The organism is Bacillus sp. FSL K6-1284 (assembly GCF_038002625.1).
Lineage (GTDB): Bacteria > Bacillota > Bacilli > Bacillales > Bacillaceae > Bacillus > Bacillus paralicheniformis.
In genome coordinates this window covers 1,278,659-1,300,977 of sequence record NZ_JBBOCW010000001.1, presented here as the reverse complement: position 1 = coordinate 1,300,977, position 22,319 = coordinate 1,278,659, and the positions used below count along the sequence as shown (strand labels likewise).

Sequence of the window (22,319 nt, the reverse complement as noted above, 5' to 3'; positions counted from 1 at the left end):
GGAGAGGAGTCTGTGCCATCGGCACGGCTCCTTTTTTATGTTCAAATTTCAAAACATAAAAATTTGACATCGGAAGCAAAAGGAAGTACATTATAAAAGGCGAACATTTTATATAACAAATAAATAAATATTCGTTTTTTGGGGGTTTTTATATTGGAAAACGTGTTTGATTACGAGGATATTCAACTAATTCCTGCAAAGTGCATCGTCAAGAGCCGCTCTGAATGTGATCCGTCCGTGCAGTTCGGCGGAAGAACATTTAAACTGCCTGTGGTGCCCGCCAATATGCAGACCATTATAGATGAAAAGCTGGCTGTTTCATTAGCGGAAAACGGTTACTTTTATGTGATGCACCGCTTTGAGCCGGAAACACGGATCGATTTTGTAAAAGACATGAAGGCGCGCGGTTTGTTTTCTTCAATCAGCGTCGGAGTCAAAGATGACGAATACGCGTTTATCGAAGAGCTGGTGAAAGAGAATCTCACGCCTGATTACATCACGATCGATATCGCTCACGGTCACTCGAACGCCGTCATCAATATGATTCAGCACATTAAAAAACATCTTCCGGACAGCTTCGTGATCGCAGGAAATGTTGGAACGCCCGAAGCTGTGAGAGAACTTGAAAACGCCGGCGCCGACGCTACAAAAGTCGGCATCGGTCCCGGAAAAGTCTGCATTACAAAAATTAAAACCGGTTTTGGAACGGGCGGCTGGCAGCTGGCTGCGCTGCGCTGGTGTGCAAAAGCGGCGAGCAAGCCGATCATTGCAGACGGCGGCATCCGCACTCACGGGGACATCGCCAAATCGGTCAGATTCGGGGCGACAATGGTCATGATCGGTTCGCTGTTTGCCGGACACGAAGAATCGCCGGGGGCAACGATCGAAAAAGACGGCAAGCTTTACAAAGAATATTTCGGTTCGGCTTCTGAGTACCAAAAAGGTGAAAAGAAAAATGTCGAAGGCAAAAAAATGTACGTGGAGCATAAAGGCGCGATCATGGATACGCTGACAGAAATGGAACAGGATCTGCAGTCATCCATTTCTTACGCGGGAGGAAACAAGCTCGATGCGATCCGCAACGTAGACTACGTTATCGTTAAAAATTCTATTTTCAATGGGGATCAATATTAACGGTCACAGGGCGGTGTTCAGGCAGCCGCCTTCCCTTCTGCCTGACAGCATACAAAAAGGCATCCTTCCCGGGATGCCTTTTTTGACGGCTATTTCACTTCAAACGATTTGCCGGCCCTCAAAGTTGCAAACTGTTCCGATCTTCCCAAAAATGTCACGTTTACTTCATATGTGCCGGGTTCAGGCACCTCTTTCCATACATCAGTAAAATCGTAAGACTCTTTCGGTTTGAGCGTCATCGTCTGGAACGCCTGCGTAAACATTTTTCCTTTCGAATAGCGGTACCTTTCATTCCCTTCTTTGTCGCTGACGATCAGTTCAAATTTCTGTCCGCTGCTGAATTCAAACTCTGCCACATCATCCGTATGGTTGACAACCGACATCCGAAATTCGATTTCTCCCTGCTTCTGAACGGGTTCAACCGTTAATGTTACACTCCCGTTATTCACTTCCCCTGATACCTCCTTATCGGGGACTTGATCCCCGTTTTGCCCGCATCCACCGACAAACAGCAACATTACAATCATGGAAATCAGCCGCATTCATTCACCCTTTCATTAATCTTTGCGGAAAAACCCTAAAACCTGCGTTGTCTGCACGACGTTTGTGAAAGCATTTGGATCCACTTCATTAATGATTTTTTCCAAGTCGTATAATTCGTATCTTGTAATCACAATGATCATCATTTCTTTCTGTTCATTCGTAAAGGCGCCTTTCGCCGGAACGGTTGTAATGCCGCGGACCATCTTTCCGTAAATCGCTTCTTTGATCTCCTCCGCTTTCTTTGTGACAATCATAACGGTGAGCTTGGCGTGGCGGGTGTGGATGGCATCGATCACCCTGGTTGTCACATATAGTGTAACGAGCGTATATAATGCTTTCTCCCACCCGTTCAATAATCCTGCTGTTAAAATGATCGCACCGTTTAAAATAAAGAAATAGGTGCCGACCGGTTTGTCTTTCCACTTCGCCAGGATCATCGCGATAATATCCAAACCGCCCGTTGAAGCCCCGTATTTAAGGGTCAGGCCGATTCCGACCGCGGCGATCACCCCGCCGAACACGGCGTTCAGCAAAATATCGTTTGACAGGCTCGCCTCAGGGAGCATTCCTAAAAAGACCGTCGTCAAGGCTACGCTCAAAATGCTGTAAACCGTAAATGAGCGCCCGACCTTCAGCCAGCCCAGAATCCCGACGGGAATGTTTAAAATAAACAATAGCGTCCCCGTTGAAAAGTAAATCGGGCTGTACTGGTCAAGCGCACTCGATAAAAGCTGCGCCACCCCCGTAAAGCCGCTGGCGTAAACATCGGCGGGAATCAGAAACAGATTCAATCCGATGGCATTTAACAAGGCGCCGATGATGACAATGAACAATTTTTTTGCTTCAGCTATGACCATATTTAGTTCCTCCGCTACTTTCGTATATATTTGGTTTACCCTTAAAACAATATTTTGAAAACGTCAATGTAAAAATATATGATATAGTTGACCTAAAAAACGAAATATACCGAAGGACAGTTTGGCGTCCTTTTCCACCATTTTTTAGAAAGAAGGGGTTCAAATGAACGTTCACCTTTTAGCAGACAGTGCGGCAGATTTGCCGAAATCTTTTTATGATGAACATCACATCTCATTTATTCCGTTAAAGGTGCTGCTTGATGAAAAAGAGTACGATGACCTTCTGACGATTCAGCCTCTGGACGTTTATGAAGCGATGCGCGAAGGCAAAGCGCCGAAAACGTCCCAGCCGTCCATGATGCGGTTCAAGAATGCATTCAGCGAGCTGGCCGGCGAAAACAAACCCGCTCTCTATATTGCCTTTTCTTCAGAGCTTTCCGGAACATACCAGACGGCTGTGATGGCAGCAAACGAAGTCAAGGAAGAGTTCCCTGATTTCGATCTGCGGATCATCGACTCAAAATGCGCTTCATTAGGCTATGGGCTCGCGGTTAAGCACGCCCTTAAACTCGCAACTAACGGCAATACAATACAAGAAATTGAATCGTCTGTAAAGGACTTTTGCGAACATCTTGAACATATTTTTACCGTAGATGACCTGACTTATTTGGCAAGAGGCGGAAGAATCAGCAAAGCATCGGCTTTTGTCGGCGGGTTGCTGAATATTAAACCGCTCCTGCATGTTGAAGACGGCAAGCTTGTCCCCTTGGAAAAAATCCGCGGCAAAAAGAAGCTGCTCAAACGGATGATCGAATTGATGAAAGAAAGAAGCGTCGATTTGAGCGGACAGACGGTCGGCATCAGCCACGGAGATGACGAAGAGACGGCCGAAGAGGTCAAACGGATGATCGAAGCCGAATTTCAGCCTGGGGAAATCGTCGTCAACATGGTCGGTTCAGCGGTCGGCGCCCATTCCGGCCCCGGAACATTGGCGGTCTTTTTTCCGGGGAAAGACAAAAGATAAGGTAAAACAGAGGCCTGCTTGATAAAAGCAGGCCTTCTTCGTCAGCTGTCTTCGGTGACTGTTCCTTCAGCGGCGACCGGTGTAAGCGCTCCATCAAGAAAACCGGCAGCCGCTGTCGCGACATCAGGACCTCCAGACCCCTCGACCACTTTTTCCATTGTGATCGGACAAATTTTGAACGCACCGCCAAAATTGACGACTCCTCCTGCCGAAACACTTTGAATGTAAACTGAGCAGCAATGTTTCATACCAAGTCTCCTTTTTTTGGGTCTTATGATATGTGTATGCTGGCGGTACAAGGAGGCATAAACTTCCCGGCAAAAAACATCGCGGTTGGGAGAGTACATAGTTTCGCCGGCAGTGTGCAAGCTAAAAGCGACATTTTGACAGGAGGTGCTTCCTCATGAAAGATGATGATAAAAAGCCAGTTGACAACAACGCCGTCAACCAGCAGAAAAACCGGCTCGCTGAAAAGAACAGACAAGCCGGTAAACACCAGGAATCAAAGAAGCCTGATCACTTGTAAAAAACCGGCGGCGTCCTCATCGGACGCCGCCTCATATTTATTTTTTCTCGTATGTCCAGCCCTCTTCCTGATAGATTTTATCCTGTTTCATCAGATGGCCGAGCGCCCTTTTAAATGCTGCTTTGCTCATGTTGAAGCGCTCTTTGATATCCTCAGGGTCGCTTTTATCCCAGAACGGCATCGCGCCGTTTCTCGTTCTCATATAAGTCAAAATTTGTTCTGCATCAACCGATAAGGCATCCTGCTTTCTTGGCAGAAGCGACAGATTAACAGAACCGTCTTCTTTTACTTTGATCACCCTTGCGGTCAGCTTTTCCCCAAGCCTCGGCTCTTCCTTTCGCTCAGAAGAATGGATAAAGCCTCTGATGCCGGTTTCGGAAATCATAAAAGAGCCTGATGCGATCAAGCGGTAGATCGTTCCGGTGAGCTCTTTATTCATCAGACCGGGTGAAGCTTCACTAAACAGCTCGCTGATCTTATCCTCCGGCGCCGGTTTGGCAAACATCCTTCCGTGCCCCGTGATTTTCAGCATACAGTACAGCCTGTCCCCTTTTTGCGGCCATACTGATTCATACGGCGGGAGATGCTCTGTCGCAACGAGGGCGTCCTTCGAGAGCCCGACATCGACGAAAACCCCCATGCCGCTGACGGCATCAACGACTTCCACCCAGCCGTACTGTTCAGCGCTGATCATCGGCTTTCTCATCGTAGCCGCCAAGCGATCTTCATGATCGACATATAAAAAGACATCGACCTCTTCTCTGTCTTCAATATCCTCCGTGATCTCGCTCTGATGCAGAAGGACCGCCGTTTCGCCGTCCGTCAAAAAGTAACCGTAATCGGCTTTATGATCTATTTTCAATGTTAGCTGCTGTCCTGGTTTCATACTGTTTCTTCCTTTCTTATCCGCCTGTTTTTCTTTTTCTTATTATTCCTCCAATGTTAAAATTATTGCCGGATCGCGGCCAGGCAAACCGCTCGATATTGGAAGTTTCACCTTATTCTACTATAATTGACTCATAAGTAAAATGGATGGAGGTTTTCACATGGCGAAAGAAAGCTCATTTGATATCGTCTCAAAGGTTGAACTGCCTGAAGTTCAAAACGCAATTCAGACCGCTCTCAAGGAAATCGGCACACGCTATGATTTCAAAGGGTCAAAAAGCAGCATCACACTCGAAGGAGACGAGCTCGTTCTCGTATCGGACGACGAATTTAAAATGAACCAGCTGAAAGACGTGCTTGTCGGCAAACTGATCAAGCGGAACGTCCCGACGAAAAACATCGAATACTCAAAGCTTGAGAACGCTTCAGGCGGCACGGTCAGACAGCGCGGAAAACTAGTTCAGGGCATCGACAAAGAAAACGCGAAAAAAATCAATAACCTGATAAAAAAATCGGGTCTGAAAGTTAAATCGCAAGTGCAGGATGATCAAGTCCGCGTAACCGGAAAAAATAAAGACGACCTTCAGCAAATCATCGCGATGGTAAGGGAAGCCGACCTGCCGATTGATGTCCAATTTATAAATTTTCGATAAATTCTTAATTTACTGTTGATTATTCTCCCGATTTTCGGTAAATTGAGTAAAAGTAATCAATAGAAACTAAATAGCTGTTCTTATCAAGAGAGGCAGAGGGACTGGCCCGATGAAGCCTCAGCAACCGGTGAATGAATATTCATGACCAAGGTGCTAAATCCAGCAAGCAGTCTGCTTGGAAGATAAGAAGACGGACAAATGTCGATGAAAAGTCTTCTGCTTCACAGAAGACTTTTTTGTTTATCAAAAATGCTTAAGGGGGAAAACGATGGGTTTTTTGGAGGATATAAAAAGCAAAACGTTAATCGCGGACGGCGCAATGGGCACACTTCTGTATTCCTACGGGATCGACAGGTGTTTTGAGGAACTGAACATCTCCAAGCCCGAAGAAGTGAGACGCGTCCACGAAGCGTATGTACAGGCCGGCGCCGATATTATTCAAACGAACACGTACGGCGCAAACTTCATCAAGCTGTCCAGATACGGGCTCGAAGACGAAACAAAACAAATCAACGAAAAAGCGGTCCGTCTCGCCCGCTCCGCCGCCGGTTCTGCTTATGTTCTCGGTACGCTCGGCGGAATCCGGACGTTCAACAAAAACTCGTATTCTCTCGAGGACATTAAAAGAAGCTTCCGCGAACAGCTCTATCTTCTGTTAAATGAGCAGCCGGACGGACTTCTGCTCGAAACCTATTATGATTTAGAAGAAGCGCGCGAAGTTTTAAAGATTGCCAGAAAGGAAACAGAGCTGCCGATCATTTTGAATGTCTCAATGCACGAAGAGGGCGTTCTTCAGGACGGAACCCCGCTTGCGGACGGCCTGAAGCAGCTGGCATCCCTCGGCGCAGACGTCGTTGGCATCAACTGCCGCCTCGGCCCTTATCATATGATCAGAGCGCTTGAAGAAGTCCCGCTTTTAGAAGACGCCTATCTTTCCGTCTATCCGAACAGCAGCCTCCCGTCCCTTGTCGAAGGCAGGCTTGTTTATGAGACAGATGATGAATATTTCAGGGAAAGCGCGGAGGAATTCCGCAATCAAGGCGCACGGATCATCGGCGGCTGCTGCGGAACCACGCCGAACCACATCAGGGCGATGGCTGAGGCAGTCAAAGGGCTTCCTCCAGTCACCGAAAAGCACGTGAAAATCAGAAAGAAAGCGGCGCTTGCTGTTCAAAACGAAAGGACAGAGCCCGTTCTCGACGATCTGGCCAAGCAAAAACGGTCCATTATCGTCGAACTCGATCCTCCAAAACAATTAAACTTTGAGAAATTTTTGCACGCCGCTAAAGAGCTTCAATCAGCCGGAATCGATGCACTGACATTGGCGGACAACTCGCTTGCCACACCGAGGATCAGCAATGTCGCCTGCGGCGCGCTCTTAAAACAGCGCCTCGATATGAGGTCGCTGATCCATATTACATGCAGAGACCGCAACCTGATCGGCCTGCAGTCCCATCTAATGGGGCTCGATACACTGGGGCTGTCAGACGTGCTGGCGATTACCGGCGATCCGTCGAAAATCGGCGACTTTCCGGGAGCGACTTCCGTCTATGATCTGACATCGTTCGATTTGATCAGCCTGATCAAACAGTTTAACGAAGGCTTGTCATATTCGGGTAAACCGCTCGGCAAGAAAACAAATTTCTCAGTGGCGGCCGCCTTCAATCCGAATGTCAGACACATTGACAAAGCGGTGAAACGGCTTGAGAAAAAAATCGCCTGCGGCGCAGACTATTTCATTTCCCAGCCTGTCTATTCAGAGGAGCAGCTCATCAAAATCCACGAAGAAACAAAGCATCTTGAAACACCGATCTATATCGGCGTCATGCCGCTGACCAGCAGCCGCAACGCGGAATTCATCCACAACGAAATCCCCGGCATCAAACTGTCCGATTCAATCCGCGAAAAGATGGCGCTGGCGGGAAATGACAAACAAAAACAGGCCGAGGAAGGGCTCGCGATCGCCCGCTCCCTGCTTGATGCGGCGTGCGACCTGTTCAACGGCATTTATCTGATCACACCGTTTTTGCGGTCTGATTTAACCGCCGAACTGACGGCATATATCCACCAGAAAGAAAAGGAGAAAACAAATGTCTAACATCAATGACCAGCTGAAGAAAAAAATCCTCGTCCTTGACGGTGCGATGGGAACGATGATCCAGAATGCCGGTTTGTCCGCCGCTGACTTCGGCGGCGAGGCCTATGAAGGGTGCAATGAATTTCTAAGCATCACGGCACCTCATATCATTCAGGGCATCCACGAAGCCTATCTGGCCGCTAAAGCCGATATCATCGAAACCAATACATTCGGAGCCACACGGCTCGTTCTGGACGAGTACGACCTCGGGCAGCGCGCCTATGAAGTCAACCTCGCTTCAGTCAAACTCGCCAAAGCGGCCGCCGAAAAGTTTTCCACACCTGAATGGCCAAGGTTTGTCGCCGGCGCGATGGGTCCGACGACAAAAACCCTTTCCGTCACCGGCGGCACGACCTTTGACGAGCTGATCGATAATTACGAGGAACAGGCAAGAGCGCTGATCACAGGGGGAGCCGACCTCTTGCTGCTCGAAACGAGCCAGGATATGCTGAACGTTAAAGCGGGCTTTATCGGCATCAGGCAAGCCTTCGAAAAAACCGGCAAAACCCTTCCCCTCATGGTATCAGGCACGATCGAACCGATGGGCACGACACTGGCCGGCCAGGATATCGAATCGTTCTATATCTCACTCGAGCATATGAAGCCGGTCAGCGTCGGTTTAAATTGCGCGACGGGCCCGGAATTTATGACAGATCACATCAGAACCCTTTCTTCCCTTGCGAGGACGGCCGTCAGCTGCTATCCGAATGCCGGCCTCCCCGATGAGGAGGGACAATACCATGAATCACCGCAATCGCTCGCGAAAAAAATCAAGGCGTTTGCAGAAGAAGGCTGGCTGAACATTGTCGGCGGCTGCTGCGGAACGACGCCCGCCCATATTGAAGCGCTGGCCGATGAAGTAGCCTCGCTGCCGCCGCGGACGGTCCCTTCGGAAAAAAAGCCGCACACCGTCTCAGGGATCGACGGACTAATTTATGAAGAACCGATGCGTCCCCTTTTTGTCGGGGAGCGGACAAATGTCATCGGATCGAGAAAATTCAAGCGGCTGATCGCCGAACAGAAATTTGAGGAAGCATCCGAAATCGCGAGAGCCCAAGTGAAAAACGGCGCCCATGTCATCGACATCTGCCTTGCAGACCCGGACCGCGATGAAGCGGAAGATATGGAAGGCTTCTTAAAAGAAGCGATGAAAAAAGTAAAAGCCCCGTTTGTCATCGACTCGACGGACAAAACGGTGATTGAAAAGGCGCTGAAATACTCACAGGGAAAAGCGATCATCAATTCAATCAACCTTGAAGACGGCGAAGAAAGGTTCGCTGACATCCTTCCGCTCGTCAAACAGTTCGGAGGGGCACTCGTCGTCGGCACGATCGATGAAGAGGGAATGGCGGTCACCGCGGAAAAGAAGCTGGCCGTCGCCGTCAGGTCGCATCAGCTGCTCACCGAAAAGTACGGAATACCGGCCAGCGATATCATCTTCGATCCGCTCGTCTTCCCTGTCGGAACAGGTGATGAACAATACATCGGCTCAGCTAAAGAAACGATCGAAGGCATCCGCCTCATCAAAGAGCGGCTCCCTGAATGTTTAACGATTCTCGGCGTCAGCAACGTCTCATTCGGTCTTCCGCCCGTCGGCCGGGAAATCTTAAATGCTGTATTCTTGTACCACGCAACACAGGCCGGGCTTGATTACGCGATCGTCAACACGGAAAAGCTTGAGCGGTTCGCTTCCATTCCTAAAGAAGAAGTCGAAATGGCTGAAAAACTTCTGTTTCACACTGATGACAAAACGCTCGCATCCTTCACTGACTTCTACCGCGGAAAGAAAAAAACGGACAAACAGCCGAAAACATCTCTTTCCCTGGAAGAGCGCTTGTCTGAGTACGTCATCGAGGGTACAAAAGAAGGCTTGATTCCCGATCTCGAACAAGCGTTGAAAAAATTTGCCGCCCCGCTCGACGTGATCAACGGTCCGCTTATGGATGGCATGGCGGAGGTCGGACGGCTGTTTAACAACAATGAGCTGATTGTCGCTGAAGTGCTGCAGTCGGCAGAAGTCATGAAAGCTGCCGTTTCCTTTCTCGAACAGTATATGGAAAAGAAAGACGACAGCGGCAAAGGAAAGATCGTTTTGGCAACCGTTAAAGGCGATGTCCATGATATCGGCAAAAACTTAGTCGACATTATTTTAAGCAACAACGGCTACAAGGTTGTCGATCTTGGGATTAAAGTGACACCGCAGGAATTAATTGAAGCGGTCCGTAAAGAGAATCCCGATATCATCGGTCTGTCCGGCCTGCTCGTCAAATCGGCGCAGCAAATGGTCGTTACAGCGCAGGACCTCGACAAAGCGGATATTTCCATCCCGATTATGGTCGGCGGAGCCGCTCTTTCAAGAAAGTTCACAAACATGAAAATTTCGCCTGAATATAAAGGGCCGGTTTTATACGCGAAGGACGCCATGGACGGCTTATCGCTCGCCAATCAGCTGCGGACGGACCCGTCGCAGTTTCTCGAGAAAAAAGAAGCCGCTGCACCCGCCGCCGTCGCAGAAAAAAAGCAGACGAAAGCCGTGATTGAAATGCTTGAAAAACGGGCGCACGTTCCGCAGGCGCCGGTCTTTCAGCCGGAAGACTTGAAGCGGCACTATTTGAAAAATATCGACCTTTCCTATATCGTGCCGTATGTCAATGAACAAATGCTGCTCGGCCATCACCTCGGCTTGAAAGGAAAAGTCAAAAAACTCCTGGCTGAACAGCATCCGAAAGCACTGGAGCTGAAAGAGCTGATTGACGAGTTGCTGATAGACGGGAAAGAGCACGGCTGGTTCGACCCCGCGGTCGTCTATCAATTTTTCCCCGCGTACAGCGACGGGGATTCGCTCCATATTTTAGACCCCGGGAACAAAGACAGCATCCTTGAAACGTTTGTTTTTCCTAGGCAGGAAAAGCTTCCGTACCGCTGTATTTCCGATTATGTCCGACCGAAAGGAGAGCTTGATTATGTCTCGTTCTTTGCCGTGACAGCGGGCAGACATGTAAGAGCAGCCGCCAACCGCTTTAAGGAGGAAGGCGACTACTTGAAAAGTCATGCGGTACAAGCGCTTGCTCTTGAGCTGGCCGAAGGACTCGCCGAACGGACGCACCAAGTTATCCGCGACCGCTGGGGCTTCCCTGATGCACCAGACTTCACGATGGAACAGCGTTTTCAGGCGAAATACCAGGGACAGCGCTACTCCTTCGGATATCCGGCCTGTCCGAATCTCGAAGATCAGGAAAAACTCTTCAGACTCATCCAGCCCGAAGGAATCGGCGTTCATTTAACAGATGGCTTTATGATGGAGCCCGAAGCTTCCGTATCAGCGATCGTTGTCTCCCATCCGGAAGCCAGATATTTCAATGTTCATTAACCCGAAGACCCTGCTTGCCGTTTGCGGCCTGCAGGGTTCATTTTGTATGGACGTAACATATGCCGCGAATACTTCAGGATTTATAATGAGCAACAATGGATTCAGCCATGTTGAGTATCTTCCCGTGCAGTTCTTTAGGTTCAATAATCCTTATGTGCTCTGCGAACCCGAGTATATACCTTTTCGCTTCTTCTTCCGTATCAAAAGATAATGTAACGGGGATCCACCCCTCCTGATCGACCTCATTTGTTTCGATGATCCGCACAAAATAATTGGTAAACGACAGCCTCGGCAAGATGTCCTGCGCCGCCTTCACCCGCACTTCATACGTCGGCAGCCTTTCGATAAATTCCTTTGTTGAAGACTGCCATACGTGAGCAATATCAAAGTTTTCGGGCCTTTCAAATGTTTCGCGGACAGGAGTGGCAGAATGAATCCGTGAAGCCCTGTAATTTCGAATCTCCCCATTTTCTTTAGATGCAATCAGATACCAGTTTGACCCTTTAGCTACCAGTCCAAGCGGTGCTACAATTCGATCAGCTGTTTGTCCATCTGCCCGCTGATAAACGATTTTTAATTTTTGATCTTTCCATATGGCATCTTTCAGCACTTCAAAGGATGCTGCTTTTTCTTTCTTATGGCGCCATGCACGGGTATCAATATATATTCGGTTCCACACGTCTTTTGCGTTTTGACGATATACCGAAGGAAGCGAGGCTATCAGTTTATTTCGGGCTTCTTCGGATATGCGGGTTAATCCGAGATCGTCCAGCAATTGTTCAGAAAGCGGGACAAATAATGCGCGTATTTCAGATTCTTTTAAACCGGTTAAAGTGGTTTGGTAATCATCAAGTAATGACCAGCCTCCGTTAATCCCGCGCTCGGCCACAACGGGAATTCCAGCTCCGCTTAACGCTTCCATATCTCTGTAAATCGTCCGCTCCGAGACTTCCAGCCTTTCCGCTAATTCTTTCGCCGTCATTTGTCCCTGCGCCTGAAGCATTAAAAGAATAGATATCAGTCGATCTCCTCTCATATGACCACCTTTTTTTATCAATGGATGAACTTATTTAATAAAATATGACAATGGTTGTCAAGATTCAGCTTTTATAATGAGCATATCTTTTATAATGAAAGGAATGGGATGAATGAAACCGCTGAAAGGAAAAATCGCTCTCGTAACAGGCGGAAGCAGAGGCGCCGGCCGCGCCATCGCTGTCGAACTTGGAAAAGCCGGTGCAACCGTGTATATGACAGGCCGCAGCATCAGGGGGGCTTCCACGAATCAATGGCCCGGTACAATTGATGACACCGTGTCACAAATTGAAGCTTCCGGCGGAAAGGGTATTGCTGTAAGATGTGATCATACGAACGATTCAGAAACAGAGGCTGTCATCGCTAAAATTCGCGAAGAACAAGGAAAACTGGATATCTTGATCAACAATGTATGGGGTGCGCACGATCTGGGTGTCGAGGCAAAGCCTTTTTGGGAATTGTCATTAAAAAATTGGGATACGATGTTCACCGCAGGGGTGCGCGCCCAGCTGGCGACGAACCACTTCGCCGTGCCGCTCCTTCGCGAAAATAAACAAGCTCTTATCATTCATACGACCTTTTGGGATGAGAACAAATACACCGGACAGTTTTATTACGATTTGGCCAAGAACGCCATCGTCCGGATGGCGTACGGTCTTTCATTGGAATTAAAACGGGACAACATTGCCGTTCTTGCCGTTTCGCCGGGATTTATGAGAACCGAACTTGTGCTGAAGTACCATGAATCAGATGAGGCGGATTGGCAGGAGTCAGAAGATTTAAGGAAAACCGAAACGCCTTATTATGTCGGACGCGGAATCACAGCATTGGCCAAAGATCCGGATGTGATGGAGAAAAGCGGACGTGCGTTAAGAGTTGGTGATTTAGCCAAAGAATATCAGTTTACAGATGTGGACGGACGGTATATTCCGCCATTTACGATATAGGGATTAGGGATCGCCTCTCGGGGGAAATGATTCTTTAAAGGCAGATCAGGTGAAGGCGTTTATCCTGCTTTGATCGTTTCCGCCAGCGTTATATAATGGAATGACAGTCATGATTTTAACAGCACGCGGAATTTCGTTCGCCCAATCTGAACTGCAACTGAAGGAGGAATCATATGATTGAAGTCAAACCTATAAACGCGGAAGATACGTATGAGATCAGGCACCGCATTCTCCGGCCGAATCAGCCGCTGGAAGCATGCAAGTATGAAACCGATTTGCTCGGGGGCACGTTTCACCTCGGCGGATATTATCGGGACAGGCTGATCAGCATCGCCTCCTTTCATAAAGCCGAACATTCAGAGCTTGAAGGCCAAAAACAGTATCAGCTGAGAGGGATGGCGACACTTGAAGGGTACCGCGAGCAAAAAGCGGGCAGTACGCTTATCCGCCATGCCGAAGAGCGTCTTCGGAAAAAAGGCGCAGACCTTTTATGGTGCAACGCCAGGACATCTGTGAGCGGGTACTATAAAAAGCTCGGCTTCAGCGAACAAGGCGGGGTCTACGATATACCGCCGATCGGACCTCATATTTTGATGTATAAGAAATTGACATAAAAAACCCCGCCGGAAGCGGGGCATTCTCTGCCGCATGAGCATTACAGCTTTGCGGCCTCTTTTTTAAATTGCGCAAGCGCGTTTGTCACTTTTCCGAATTCGGAGGCGTGCGGGCGGTCATCTCCGTCCTTATAGCCGTAGTCGACCATCCGGTTTCTGTTGAGGCAGAGCTTCGTCAATTCCGGCTTGAATAAGTCGAACAATTCGAAGCGCTCATGCAGTTCAGGGAATCTCTGCTGATATTCCAAAATCGCATCAGCCAAAGCTTTCCACAGGCGCTTTTCAGGAAGCAGACCGTCATTTTCCAAAATGTTGGCCACATAGCGCAAATGGCAAATGAAAAGCCCTGTAAAGATAAACTGCACAAGCCCTTCCGGCGGCTCGCTTCTGAGAACGACTTTTAAATCTTCTGTCAAACCGCTCAGTTCAGGCAGCGGCTGGTCGCTGATATTGACGTCATCTACAAAATCTTTAATCGCCAGCCTGTGCGGCTGATAATCTTTTAAGACGAGAATCGTATTTTGTCCGTGCGGCGAAAATACGGTTCCGTAGCAGTACATGAAATGCAGAAGCGGCGGCATCACGGTGTTAAACAGCTTTCCGATCCACTCCTCCGCTGACAGCTCCGACTTTTCGATCAGGCGCCTGATAAACGGCACGCCGCCTTGATCAATGTATGTTAAAGAAGCGAGCGTAACAGGCTGCTCTCCATCTTCCAAATACGTATAAATGCTTTCTCTGAAAATAGCGCCGAGCATTTCCAAATATTGATACGGGGCTTTTTCAAGAGCATGATAGTATTGGTGATCAACGTTCAGACTGGCATTTTCGCCTGGCAGGATCACCCTGCATTCATCTTTTAGAAATGCGTCGTTTTCGGCGATCCCTTTAATATGCTCAGTAATTCTCGGCGCGATCACCGTCCGCTCCGACGGCAGTCCTCTGTATACAAGCGTATTTAAAATGCTCATCGGCAGTTTAATATGATGCTTGTGTTTGTTTGTGATGTTTGTAAAGGTCCTGATCGACTGCTGCGGCAGGTACTCGTCTCCGCCTTCCCCTAAAGGAATGATCGCTTTTGAAGCAATTTCTTCCGGAAACTGCTGAATGATCGTATTTGTCCACTGCCATTTGTGGACGGGCAGATAATAATAGTCTTCACTGGCTGCGTCCTGCTTTTCTATCACTTTAGCGAACTGCCTTAAAGTCAGCTCATCAAGCTCTTTATGAATCAGCGTTTCATAATCGAGTCCTTCAACTGAGTGGAATGACGCGGTCTCTTTGTGTACAGCGATCCACAGCAGCCGTTCGGCTCTCTGATTTTCCGGTGCAAACCGGAGGTAGTCATCATAGCCAAAACCGATTCTTCCTTTGTTGTAGACGATCCACGGATGGCCTGTCATCTCGCCTTCAATGACGGCATAATCGGCTTCGGTCAGCTCGTCAGCCGTAAGCGCATCCTTTGCCAAAAGATGAGCATCCGCCAGCATCGTATGGTTGAACTCTTTGATCAAATGCCCCGCTGTTTCCGGACTCATCGGGATATGCGGCTGGATATCGAGGAGAAATTCAATCGCGCTCACTTGTTTTGTCCATTGTCCGCTCTTGAAGACTTCAATCGTCTCCGGCATCGCGTCAAAACTGTCAAACATGCGGGGTTTGGCGGCAAACCGGTACACCTTATCCTCCGCCGTTCTCAGCTCATACCGGTTGATGCCGTCTTCAGTTTCAATGAAATCGGGCTTGATGATATCCTCATACATATACTCAGAAAGCATCTTCGCCAGTAATCGCCGATTGACTTCTGTCCACCTGTCCGGATTGAGGACCCTCTTTAATTCATCTTGAAACAACATGAAAATGCCTCCTTTATTAGCCGTTTGGCACCGCGGTTTTTTCGGTGATTCCTGTTCCGAATGTCTGGAAAACCGTTTTGTGGCTGACGTTGTATACTTCTCTCCCGGCTAGCTGATTGATGATCACCGAGTTCCGGTAAGCGCCGAGTCCCAGGTCAGGCGCTCCGACGCCGTGCGTGTGCAGCTCTCCGTTTTGAACGAAAATATGGTTTTTTGATGTTGCAGCTGTCACCAGTCTATAGTCGCGCGTAATGACATAGCGGCCGCCCGCGTCCTTTTCAATCAGGCTGTCAACAGGTGCCAGACACTCCGGCAGCCTCTCTTTATAGCCCGTCGCCAGGACGACCGCATCTGCCTGCCGCTCAAACCGTTCTTCACTCACCCGGTTTGCGCAGTGCAGAATCAGCGTTTCTCCATGCTGTTCGATCTGCTTGACTTCTGTCATGGACTGAAGATCAAAAGCCGCTTCCCGCCCTCCGCAGGTCCGCTCATACAGAAGATGATAAATATCGCTTATCGTTTTCGCGCTGATTCCTTTATAAAGCAGATCCTGCTGCGTTAGCAATTCATCTTTTTTCCACTGCGGAAGCTGATAGAAAAAATCGATATAGTCAGGCGAAAAATATTCGAGCCCGAGGTTCGAATATTCCATCGGGAAGAAGCCTTTTGAGCGGGTGAGCCAGCTGACATGCTCCGCTTCATCTTCACCGACGAGGTCATAAAACACCTCGGCTGCGCTTTGACCGGAGCCGACGACGGCCACCCTTTTCCCTTTAAATCCGTCGGGCTTTCTCATTAAATACTCAGCTGAATGGAACACCGAGCCTCCCAAAGCGTCTGAGAGCGTTTCGGGAACGTGCGGGCCCGTCCCAATGCCAAGCGCCACATGCCTCGTGTAATAAACGGCTTCCCCGCCGTTTTCCCGATTCACGACCCGCACTTTAAAAAGCGCCTCCGGATTCGATTCAATGAGCGATATGCTTTCAACATTCATCCCGAAGCGGCACGAGTCAAGCTGTTCTGCCACCCAGCGGCAGTAGTGGTTGTATTCCTTTCTCGGAATATGAAAGTCTTCCAGAAAATAAAAAGAATACAGACGGTTATGCTGCTGGAGATAGTTTAAAAAGCTGTATTCGCTTGTCACATCGGCCATGCTCACCAAGTCGGCCAAAAACGGCACCTGCAGTGTCGTCCCTTCAATCAGCATGCCGGGATGCCAGTTAAAACTTTCATTTCGTTCAAAAAACAGCGCATTAATCTCAGGCACGGAATCGGCTAATGCGGCAAGACCGAGGTTAAACGGCCCGATGCCGACGCCGATGACATCATATACATCAGTGGCTCTCTTTGTAGAGTTCATCTTTTTTCCCCTTTTCAAAAAAATGTTCTCGTTCGCAAAACATCAATAATCCGGTTTTATCAGGGAGATTCACAGGTTTAATCGGGCGAAACCCGCATTTTTCAAAAACATGAATCATTTTTTTGTTGCGGATATCCGGCTCTGCGATGACCTTTTTTGTGTTAGGCTCGGCAAATTGCATACAGACCATCGCTTTTAAAAGCGGAAGGGCCAGCCCTTTTCCCAAGTACTCTTTTTCTCCGATCAACAGGTGGATGCCCTGGTCAAAAGGTTCATTGTCATAGTGGTGTTCAATGACGTCCCCCTTGACCCAGTACGACTCCCAGTAGCTCATGGGCACACCGTCGATAGAGCCGATGTACAGCGTTTGGTGGGGGTCTGTGATGGCCTTGTGAAAATGGTCTTCAAATTTTGCAAACGGCATGTTTAAATGCCAAAACGGGATGACGTGCTCCTCCTGCATCCAGCGATAGACGAGCGATACGTCTCTTGCATAGTCCGCTTTTTGAAATGTGATCCGGTCGTTCATTGGACGGCCGCCGCCTCCTTTAACAGCGGATTGCCGACAGACGTATAGCGAGACTGGGTTTCAAGCGAGCCCGTCAGCTCATCCATGTCGTAAAATCTCGTCAGCAGATTGGCCTTGCACGGAAGCTCCGCAAACCGAAGCAGGCTGTCCGTCAACTCAGTGATGCCGTAAATTTGTTCCGCTTTTTCAAGCCGCTCTCTGATCATGGACAAGAGCGTTTCTTCCCGGATCAGCCCTTCGCAGCCAAAGCCGTTCACCAGCCCAAACAAATGGTTAAAAAAGAAATAGTAGCGCAGTCTCTCAACAGCCACACTGTCCGAGCAGATCGTCTCGCTCCTTTCGCTTAAGCCTTCGATCAGCTTGGAAAGAATACTGACTTTTGATTCACTGTAATAATAGCCTTGGTTATCCCTGTAGTAAAACGTCTCCGGATAGCCGTTTTTTAAGCGGATAACGGCGTTTTGCTGGTGCGCTTCAATCGCCAGTCCGTATGTTTCAAACAGCCATAAAACAGGCTCAAGCGAAATCGATAAGTATTTGTCAAACCAATCGATACTCACTTCTTCCGTCGTCCGCCCTTCTTTTAACGCCAGCCCGCAGATAACAGAGGACAGCCGCGACTCTTTCCCGTAGGCGTGATCTTGGCAAAGCCCGGCGACCAGACATGCAGAACGGTCGTCTTCATAAAACGGATTCTCCCTGATCACGACTTCAAAGCCGGACTCCCCGTTCTCACCCCGAATCGAGATGTAGGCAGGATCTGTGATGACGCGAAAGCCCGAAAACTCCTGTTTTAACCTTTGACCGAGTTCTGTCTGAAGCAGCCGGGCCATTTCAACACCTCTGTCCAATTCTTTCTGCTTGTTCACACGAAGCGAATTCGTGATTTTGATCGGGACCGAGAATTTGTACATATAGCGCGAGTGCCTGCTGTAAACCGTACGGACGGAGGATGTCGCCGTGAACGTCCGGCCCTTTGCACCGAGATATGTAAGGAGACCTTGATCGATCAATTTTTGAACATACGGCTCCTCCAGCAAAGCTCTCGCCTGGAGCGGGTGTGCGGGAAGAAGCGCAAAATCCGGATCGGCCGTTTGCTCGTCTAGCCACGCATTATCAATCATCGGGTCGTTTCTCAATTCCTCTTGTATGACTAGCGGCGCTTTTGTTCCTGTACTTGAATCGTGCAGAACGAGCGAGGCATGCGCCTTAAAATAATGAAGCTGAAACTCCCCTTTCAATTCAGGTGAGAAAATGTTTTCCTCTTCAGGCTTCATCCCCTGCCTGCTTTTTGGCGTCGGATGCATCAGATGGCCGAGCAAGAGCGACTGCTCCGTTTCGATAAACGTAAAATCAGCGCGGCTAAGCTCATTTTGATCACCGGCCCGTTCTTCCACATAACGGCTGATATTGCGGCAGCTCAAAATGACTCTGAGCATGAATTCATCCTCGGCACCCCCGCGGTTTTGCTGAAGAAGCAATTCTTTTGAAGCGAGGGAGACGAGCGTGACATAGTCGAGCGGAAGCGGCTTTCCGTTTTGGGCTGTTTGATAGTAAAGCGGAAATGAGAAAAGGTGCCGTCCCGTCTTCGACCAGTACTTGATCGGAACGATCAGCTCGATTTGCTGGCGCTCTAGGGGGACAATCAGCGTTTTTTGAGAGCCGTCCGCGATCTCACGGGTTTCGATGCCGGTTTCACGCAAATAGCAATTTAAAAAACTTTGAATCGTAGCGTTTTCTGCTATTTCTTTAAATGAAATCATCTTGTTACCCTCCTGCTATTCGTATAAAGACTTGCAAGCTCTTGAATCCTGCCGAGAATGTCGTCAAGATCCGAAAGCGTCGTCCGCGGATTCAGCAGCGTGAATTTTAAATATGTTTTCCCAGCTGCTGCCGTCTTTGCGATCACCGCCTGTCCCGTTCTGAACAATTCTCTGTGGATACATTTATTCAAACGGTCGTTCTCCGCGTCGTCTTCTGAGGCGAGGCAGCGGAAGACGACAGCATTCAGTTCAGGGTGTGGATTCAGCAGTTCGAACCGATCGCTTGCTGAGATTTTTTCCGCTGCCGCTTCAGCCAATGCGAATGTCCAGTCAATCATCTCGGCGAATGTATCTTCTCCAAGCACACGCAGCGAGACAAACATCTTTAAAGCGTCAAAGCGCCGCGTCGTCTGAATCGATTTATTGACGAGATGAACGATTCCCTCCGCTTCATCCTCTTCAGGATTTAAATAATCGGCATGATAACCAATCAAGCGGAAATGCCTTCTGTCTTTGACAAGAAAAGCGCCGCAGCTGACCGGCTGATAAAACTGCTTGTGGAAGTCGACGCTGATGGAGTCGGCCCTGTCGATACCGGCCAATTGATAGCGGCGGGTTCTGCTCAAAATCAACGCCCCGCCATATGCGGCATCAACGTGGAGCCAAAGCCCGCCGGCATGCGCGGCATCCGCAAGCTCGGAAAGCGGATCGATGCTTCCGAAGTCCGTCGTTCCGCATGTTGCGACAATCGCAAATGGATGTAAGCCCGATTCCTTCAGCATAGCGGTTTTTTGCTTTAAATCGTAAAGGCTCATCCGCTTTTCAGCATCGGTATCGACAAGCACGACGGCGCGCTCTCCGAGTCCGAGCTGGGAAGCCGACTTTTTCACGGTAAAATGAGCATCCTTTGAACAGAGGATCCGCAGCCTGTCCGCTTCTGGCGGCAGTCCGTCCTTCTGTACGTTCCAGTTCCACTGCTTTTCACAGAAAGCATCGCGTGCCAACAGAATCCCCATGTAATTAGACTGTGTGCCTCCGCTCGTAAATGTTCCGTCAGCATCCTTTCCGTACTCGAACTTTCGGCAAAGCCACTGCACCATTTCTTCCTCGATCAATGAAGCCGCTCCGCTTTGATCAAACGAATCCATCGACTGATTCAGCACACTGATCAGCATCTCTGCAGCGAGCGCCGGGATAAGCGGCGGACAGTGCAGGTGTGCGGCGCATTTTGGATCTTCAACATGAATCCTGTGCGGCAAATAGGCTTCTTTTAGATCGGCGAGAACATCCGCAAGCGGTTCTCCCGCTTCCTTAAACGAAAACAAGTTTTTAATTTCGTGCTTTAATTCATTCGGCATCTTCCCGCTGTAGGGCTTCGATTTATTCTTCCAATCGGCCCACAGCGTCTCTACAGCGGCCTCGGCTGCGTCACGGTATGCTTTGATCCCCTGTTCGCCATTGTGCATAAACAGGGAATCAAAGTTTTTCTGTTTACTTGACTGCTTCATAGACGGCCTCTCTGAAGATCGTGATGATATCGTCGATTTGCGCCTCTGTTACGATGAGCGGCGGCAAGAAGCGGATCACGCTTCCATGGCGGCCTCCCGTTTCAACGATCAGTCCTTTTTCAAAGCATTTTCTTTGAATCACGCTTGCGAGCTCCGCATCAGCCGGATAGCTGCCGTTTGCGTTTTGCTTTTTATGCGGTGCGACAATTTCGGCGCCGATCATCAGCCCTCGTCCCCGGACATCGCCGATTTCGGGAACGTGCTCCTGAATGTCTTGCAATTCCCGCATGAGCTTCGCTCCGACCTTTTCTACATGTGATAGCACATCGTGCTCTTTTATATATTTTAAAGTTGCACTTCCGGCCGCCATCGCCATCTGGTTCCCTCTGAATGTGCCGATGTGCGCGCCGGGTCCCCACTGATCAAGGTCTTGATCATAGATGACGACAGACAGAGGAAGGCTTCCGCCGATCGCTTTTGAAAGGACGATGACATCCGGTATAATGCCGGCGTGCTCGAACGCAAACATTTTGCCGGTTCTGCCGATGCCGGTCTGCACCTCGTCAATGATCAGAGGGATTCCGCGTTCTTTTGTAATCCTTCTCATTTCTCTTATCCATTCAGCCCGGGCCGGAACTGAGCCTCCTTCTCCTTGTACGGCTTCAAAGATCATCCCTGCAGGCTGTAAAACTCCGCTTTCCGGATCATCCAGCATATTTTCGATATATGCGCTCGACAGCTTGTGGCTCGCCTCTCCTCCTCTTCCAAACGGGCAGCGGTATTCATACGGATATGGCAGGAAATGCACATCAGGCATGAGACCCTGGACGTTTTCCTTAGGAGATAAATTCCCGCTCAGCGCCATCGTTCCGTGAGTTGCTCCATGGTAGGCGCCGTGAAACGATAGGATGGTTCTTTTCCCAGTCGCCGTTTTGACAAGCTTGAGAGCGGCTTCGATCGCATCGCCGCCGGTCGGACCGCAAAACTGGATCTTCGCCCGTTTGGCAAACGCCTCAGGAAGGCTTGCAAATACTTCGCTGACAAACTCTTCTTTGATTTCCGAAGTAATATCAAGGGTGTGCAGCGGGCGTTTTTCCTCAATCATTTTTTGAATCGCTTCAATCACAACTGGATGATTATGACCAAGCGCAAGCGTCCCCGCTCCTGCCAGACAGTCATAATATTGCTTTCCATCCGCATCAGTCACCAAGACGCCTTCCGCTGTCTGCATGGCGAGCGGAAATCTTCTCGGATATGAACGCGCATTAGATTCTCTTCTATTTTGCTGCTCCAAAAACACTTGATTTTTAGAACTCGTTTGTACAGGCATAGAAAGCATTCCTCCAATTGATAAAGATTATCATTTTCAATGACAAAAAAAGTGTATATTTTGTGACACCGGCATGTCAATAAGATTCAGAAAAATAGGACGTTTCTCACAATGATGCAACATAAAGAGTTCCTCTACTGCAAATCCAGCTGCTAATATGAATCAATAGTTCCTTGAATGATATGTTAATGGAATTTTTTGGACTACTTTTAAATAACCCGAGGCCTGAAATAAAAAGGAGCGGCTGC

Annotated in this window: 18 protein-coding genes, 1 pseudogene and 1 riboswitch; of the genes and pseudogenes, 8 read left to right on the top strand and 11 right to left on the bottom strand. The window is 49.0% G+C overall.

Annotated elements, in window-relative coordinates:
• Positions 1–153: 153 nt before the first annotated feature.
• On the top strand, positions 154–1,134 hold the full coding sequence (guaC, locus tag MHB72_RS06580) for a GMP reductase (protein WP_020450914.1): 981 nt from the start codon (positions 154–156) through the stop codon (positions 1,132–1,134).
• Positions 1,135–1,223: 89 nt separating this feature from the next.
• Here guaC and MHB72_RS06575 read toward each other — a convergent pair whose 3' ends face one another.
• Both MHB72_RS06575 and MHB72_RS06570 read right to left on the bottom strand, forming a co-directional pair.
• On the bottom strand, positions 1,224–1,676 hold the full coding sequence (locus tag MHB72_RS06575; RefSeq protein WP_020450913.1) for a BsuPI-related putative proteinase inhibitor: 453 nt from the start codon (positions 1,674–1,676) through the stop codon (positions 1,224–1,226).
• 15 nt (positions 1,677–1,691) lie between these two features.
• A complete protein-coding gene (locus MHB72_RS06570; protein ID WP_020450912.1) occupies positions 1,692–2,534 on the bottom strand; it encodes a YitT family protein in 843 nt (280 codons plus the stop codon).
• Between the two features lie 163 nt (positions 2,535–2,697).
• Here MHB72_RS06570 and MHB72_RS06565 point away from each other — a divergent pair, with 163 nt between their 5' ends.
• Positions 2,698–3,558 (top strand): DegV family protein, encoded by an 861-nt coding sequence (locus tag MHB72_RS06565; protein ID WP_039072668.1) that lies wholly within the window; start codon positions 2,698–2,700, stop codon positions 3,556–3,558.
• Positions 3,559–3,599: 41 nt separating this feature from the next.
• Here the strand turns inward: MHB72_RS06565 and MHB72_RS06560 are convergent, their stop codons facing one another.
• Positions 3,600–3,806, bottom strand: a complete 207-nt coding sequence (locus MHB72_RS06560; protein ID WP_026579910.1) for a spore germination protein — start codon at positions 3,804–3,806, stop codon at positions 3,600–3,602.
• A 155-nt stretch (positions 3,807–3,961) separates the two neighbouring features.
• Here MHB72_RS06560 and MHB72_RS06555 point away from each other — a divergent pair, with 155 nt between their 5' ends.
• Complete coding sequence (locus MHB72_RS06555) at positions 3,962–4,084, top strand: DUF3941 domain-containing protein (RefSeq protein WP_023856637.1); 123 nt, start codon at positions 3,962–3,964, stop codon at positions 4,082–4,084.
• Positions 4,085–4,121: 37 nt separating this feature from the next.
• On the opposite strand, the pseudogene MHB72_RS06550 reads toward MHB72_RS06555, so the two are convergent.
• Positions 4,122–4,990, bottom strand: a pseudogene (locus MHB72_RS06550) (CvfB family protein).
• A gap of 140 nt (positions 4,991–5,130) precedes the next feature.
• Here MHB72_RS06550 and MHB72_RS06545 point away from each other — a divergent pair.
• The 3 genes from MHB72_RS06545 (at position 5,131) to metH (ending at position 11,129) form a co-directional block, all read left to right on the top strand.
• Positions 5,131–5,622 carry a YajQ family cyclic di-GMP-binding protein gene (locus MHB72_RS06545; RefSeq protein WP_003180528.1) on the top strand — a complete coding sequence of 164 codons (492 nt, stop codon included), beginning with the start codon at positions 5,131–5,133 and terminating at the stop codon, positions 5,620–5,622.
• 77 nt (positions 5,623–5,699) lie between these two features.
• Positions 5,700–5,811: riboswitch (SAM riboswitch) on the top strand.
• Between the two features lie 79 nt (positions 5,812–5,890).
• Positions 5,891–7,720 carry a bifunctional homocysteine S-methyltransferase/methylenetetrahydrofolate reductase gene (locus MHB72_RS06540; RefSeq protein WP_035338980.1) on the top strand — a complete coding sequence of 610 codons (1,830 nt, stop codon included), beginning with the start codon at positions 5,891–5,893 and terminating at the stop codon, positions 7,718–7,720.
• Positions 7,713–11,129 carry a methionine synthase gene (metH, locus tag MHB72_RS06535; RefSeq protein ID WP_216921079.1) on the top strand — a complete coding sequence of 1,139 codons (3,417 nt, stop codon included), beginning with the start codon at positions 7,713–7,715 and terminating at the stop codon, positions 11,127–11,129. The genes MHB72_RS06540 and metH overlap by 8 nt, the downstream gene beginning before the upstream one ends.
• A 73-nt stretch (positions 11,130–11,202) precedes the next feature.
• On the opposite strand, the gene MHB72_RS06530 is transcribed toward metH, so the two are convergent.
• Complete coding sequence (locus MHB72_RS06530; RefSeq protein WP_026579913.1) at positions 11,203–12,165, bottom strand: helix-turn-helix transcriptional regulator; 963 nt, start codon at positions 12,163–12,165, stop codon at positions 11,203–11,205.
• 112 nt (positions 12,166–12,277) lie between these two features.
• Between MHB72_RS06530 and MHB72_RS06525 the strand changes: the two genes are divergently transcribed.
• The gene (locus MHB72_RS06525) at positions 12,278–13,111 is read left to right on the top strand and encodes a dehydrogenase/reductase SDR family member 1 (RefSeq protein WP_025811665.1); all 834 of its coding nucleotides are present in this window, start codon (positions 12,278–12,280) and stop codon (positions 13,109–13,111) included.
• Between the two features lie 173 nt (positions 13,112–13,284).
• A complete protein-coding gene (locus tag MHB72_RS06520) occupies positions 13,285–13,725 on the top strand; it encodes a GNAT family N-acetyltransferase (protein ID WP_197407242.1) in 441 nt (146 codons plus the stop codon).
• Between the two features lie 41 nt (positions 13,726–13,766).
• On the opposite strand, the gene MHB72_RS06515 is transcribed toward MHB72_RS06520, so the two are convergent.
• The 6 genes from MHB72_RS06515 to MHB72_RS06490 are packed head-to-tail and all read right to left on the bottom strand — an operon-like array spanning position 13,767 to position 22,071.
• Positions 13,767–15,581 (bottom strand): IucA/IucC family protein, encoded by a 1,815-nt coding sequence (locus MHB72_RS06515; protein ID WP_197407241.1) that lies wholly within the window; start codon positions 15,579–15,581, stop codon positions 13,767–13,769.
• A gap of 16 nt (positions 15,582–15,597) precedes the next feature.
• Entirely contained in the window at positions 15,598–16,941 is a 1,344-nt protein-coding gene (locus MHB72_RS06510; protein WP_216921077.1) for a lysine N(6)-hydroxylase/L-ornithine N(5)-oxygenase family protein, read from the bottom strand.
• The gene (locus tag MHB72_RS06505) at positions 16,916–17,470 is read right to left on the bottom strand and encodes a GNAT family N-acetyltransferase (protein ID WP_216921075.1); all 555 of its coding nucleotides are present in this window, start codon (positions 17,468–17,470) and stop codon (positions 16,916–16,918) included. Before MHB72_RS06505 ends, MHB72_RS06510 begins: the two co-directional genes overlap by 26 nt.
• Complete coding sequence (locus MHB72_RS06500) at positions 17,467–19,233, bottom strand: IucA/IucC family protein (RefSeq protein ID WP_216921073.1); 1,767 nt, start codon at positions 19,231–19,233, stop codon at positions 17,467–17,469. The genes MHB72_RS06505 and MHB72_RS06500 overlap by 4 nt, the downstream gene beginning before the upstream one ends.
• Positions 19,230–20,741 (bottom strand): pyridoxal phosphate-dependent decarboxylase family protein, encoded by a 1,512-nt coding sequence (locus MHB72_RS06495; RefSeq protein WP_216921071.1) that lies wholly within the window; start codon positions 20,739–20,741, stop codon positions 19,230–19,232. Before MHB72_RS06495 ends, MHB72_RS06500 begins: the two co-directional genes overlap by 4 nt.
• On the bottom strand, positions 20,725–22,071 hold the full coding sequence (locus MHB72_RS06490) for an aspartate aminotransferase family protein (RefSeq protein WP_216921069.1): 1,347 nt from the start codon (positions 22,069–22,071) through the stop codon (positions 20,725–20,727). The genes MHB72_RS06495 and MHB72_RS06490 overlap by 17 nt, the downstream gene beginning before the upstream one ends.
• Between the last annotated feature and the right edge of the window lie 248 nt (positions 22,072–22,319).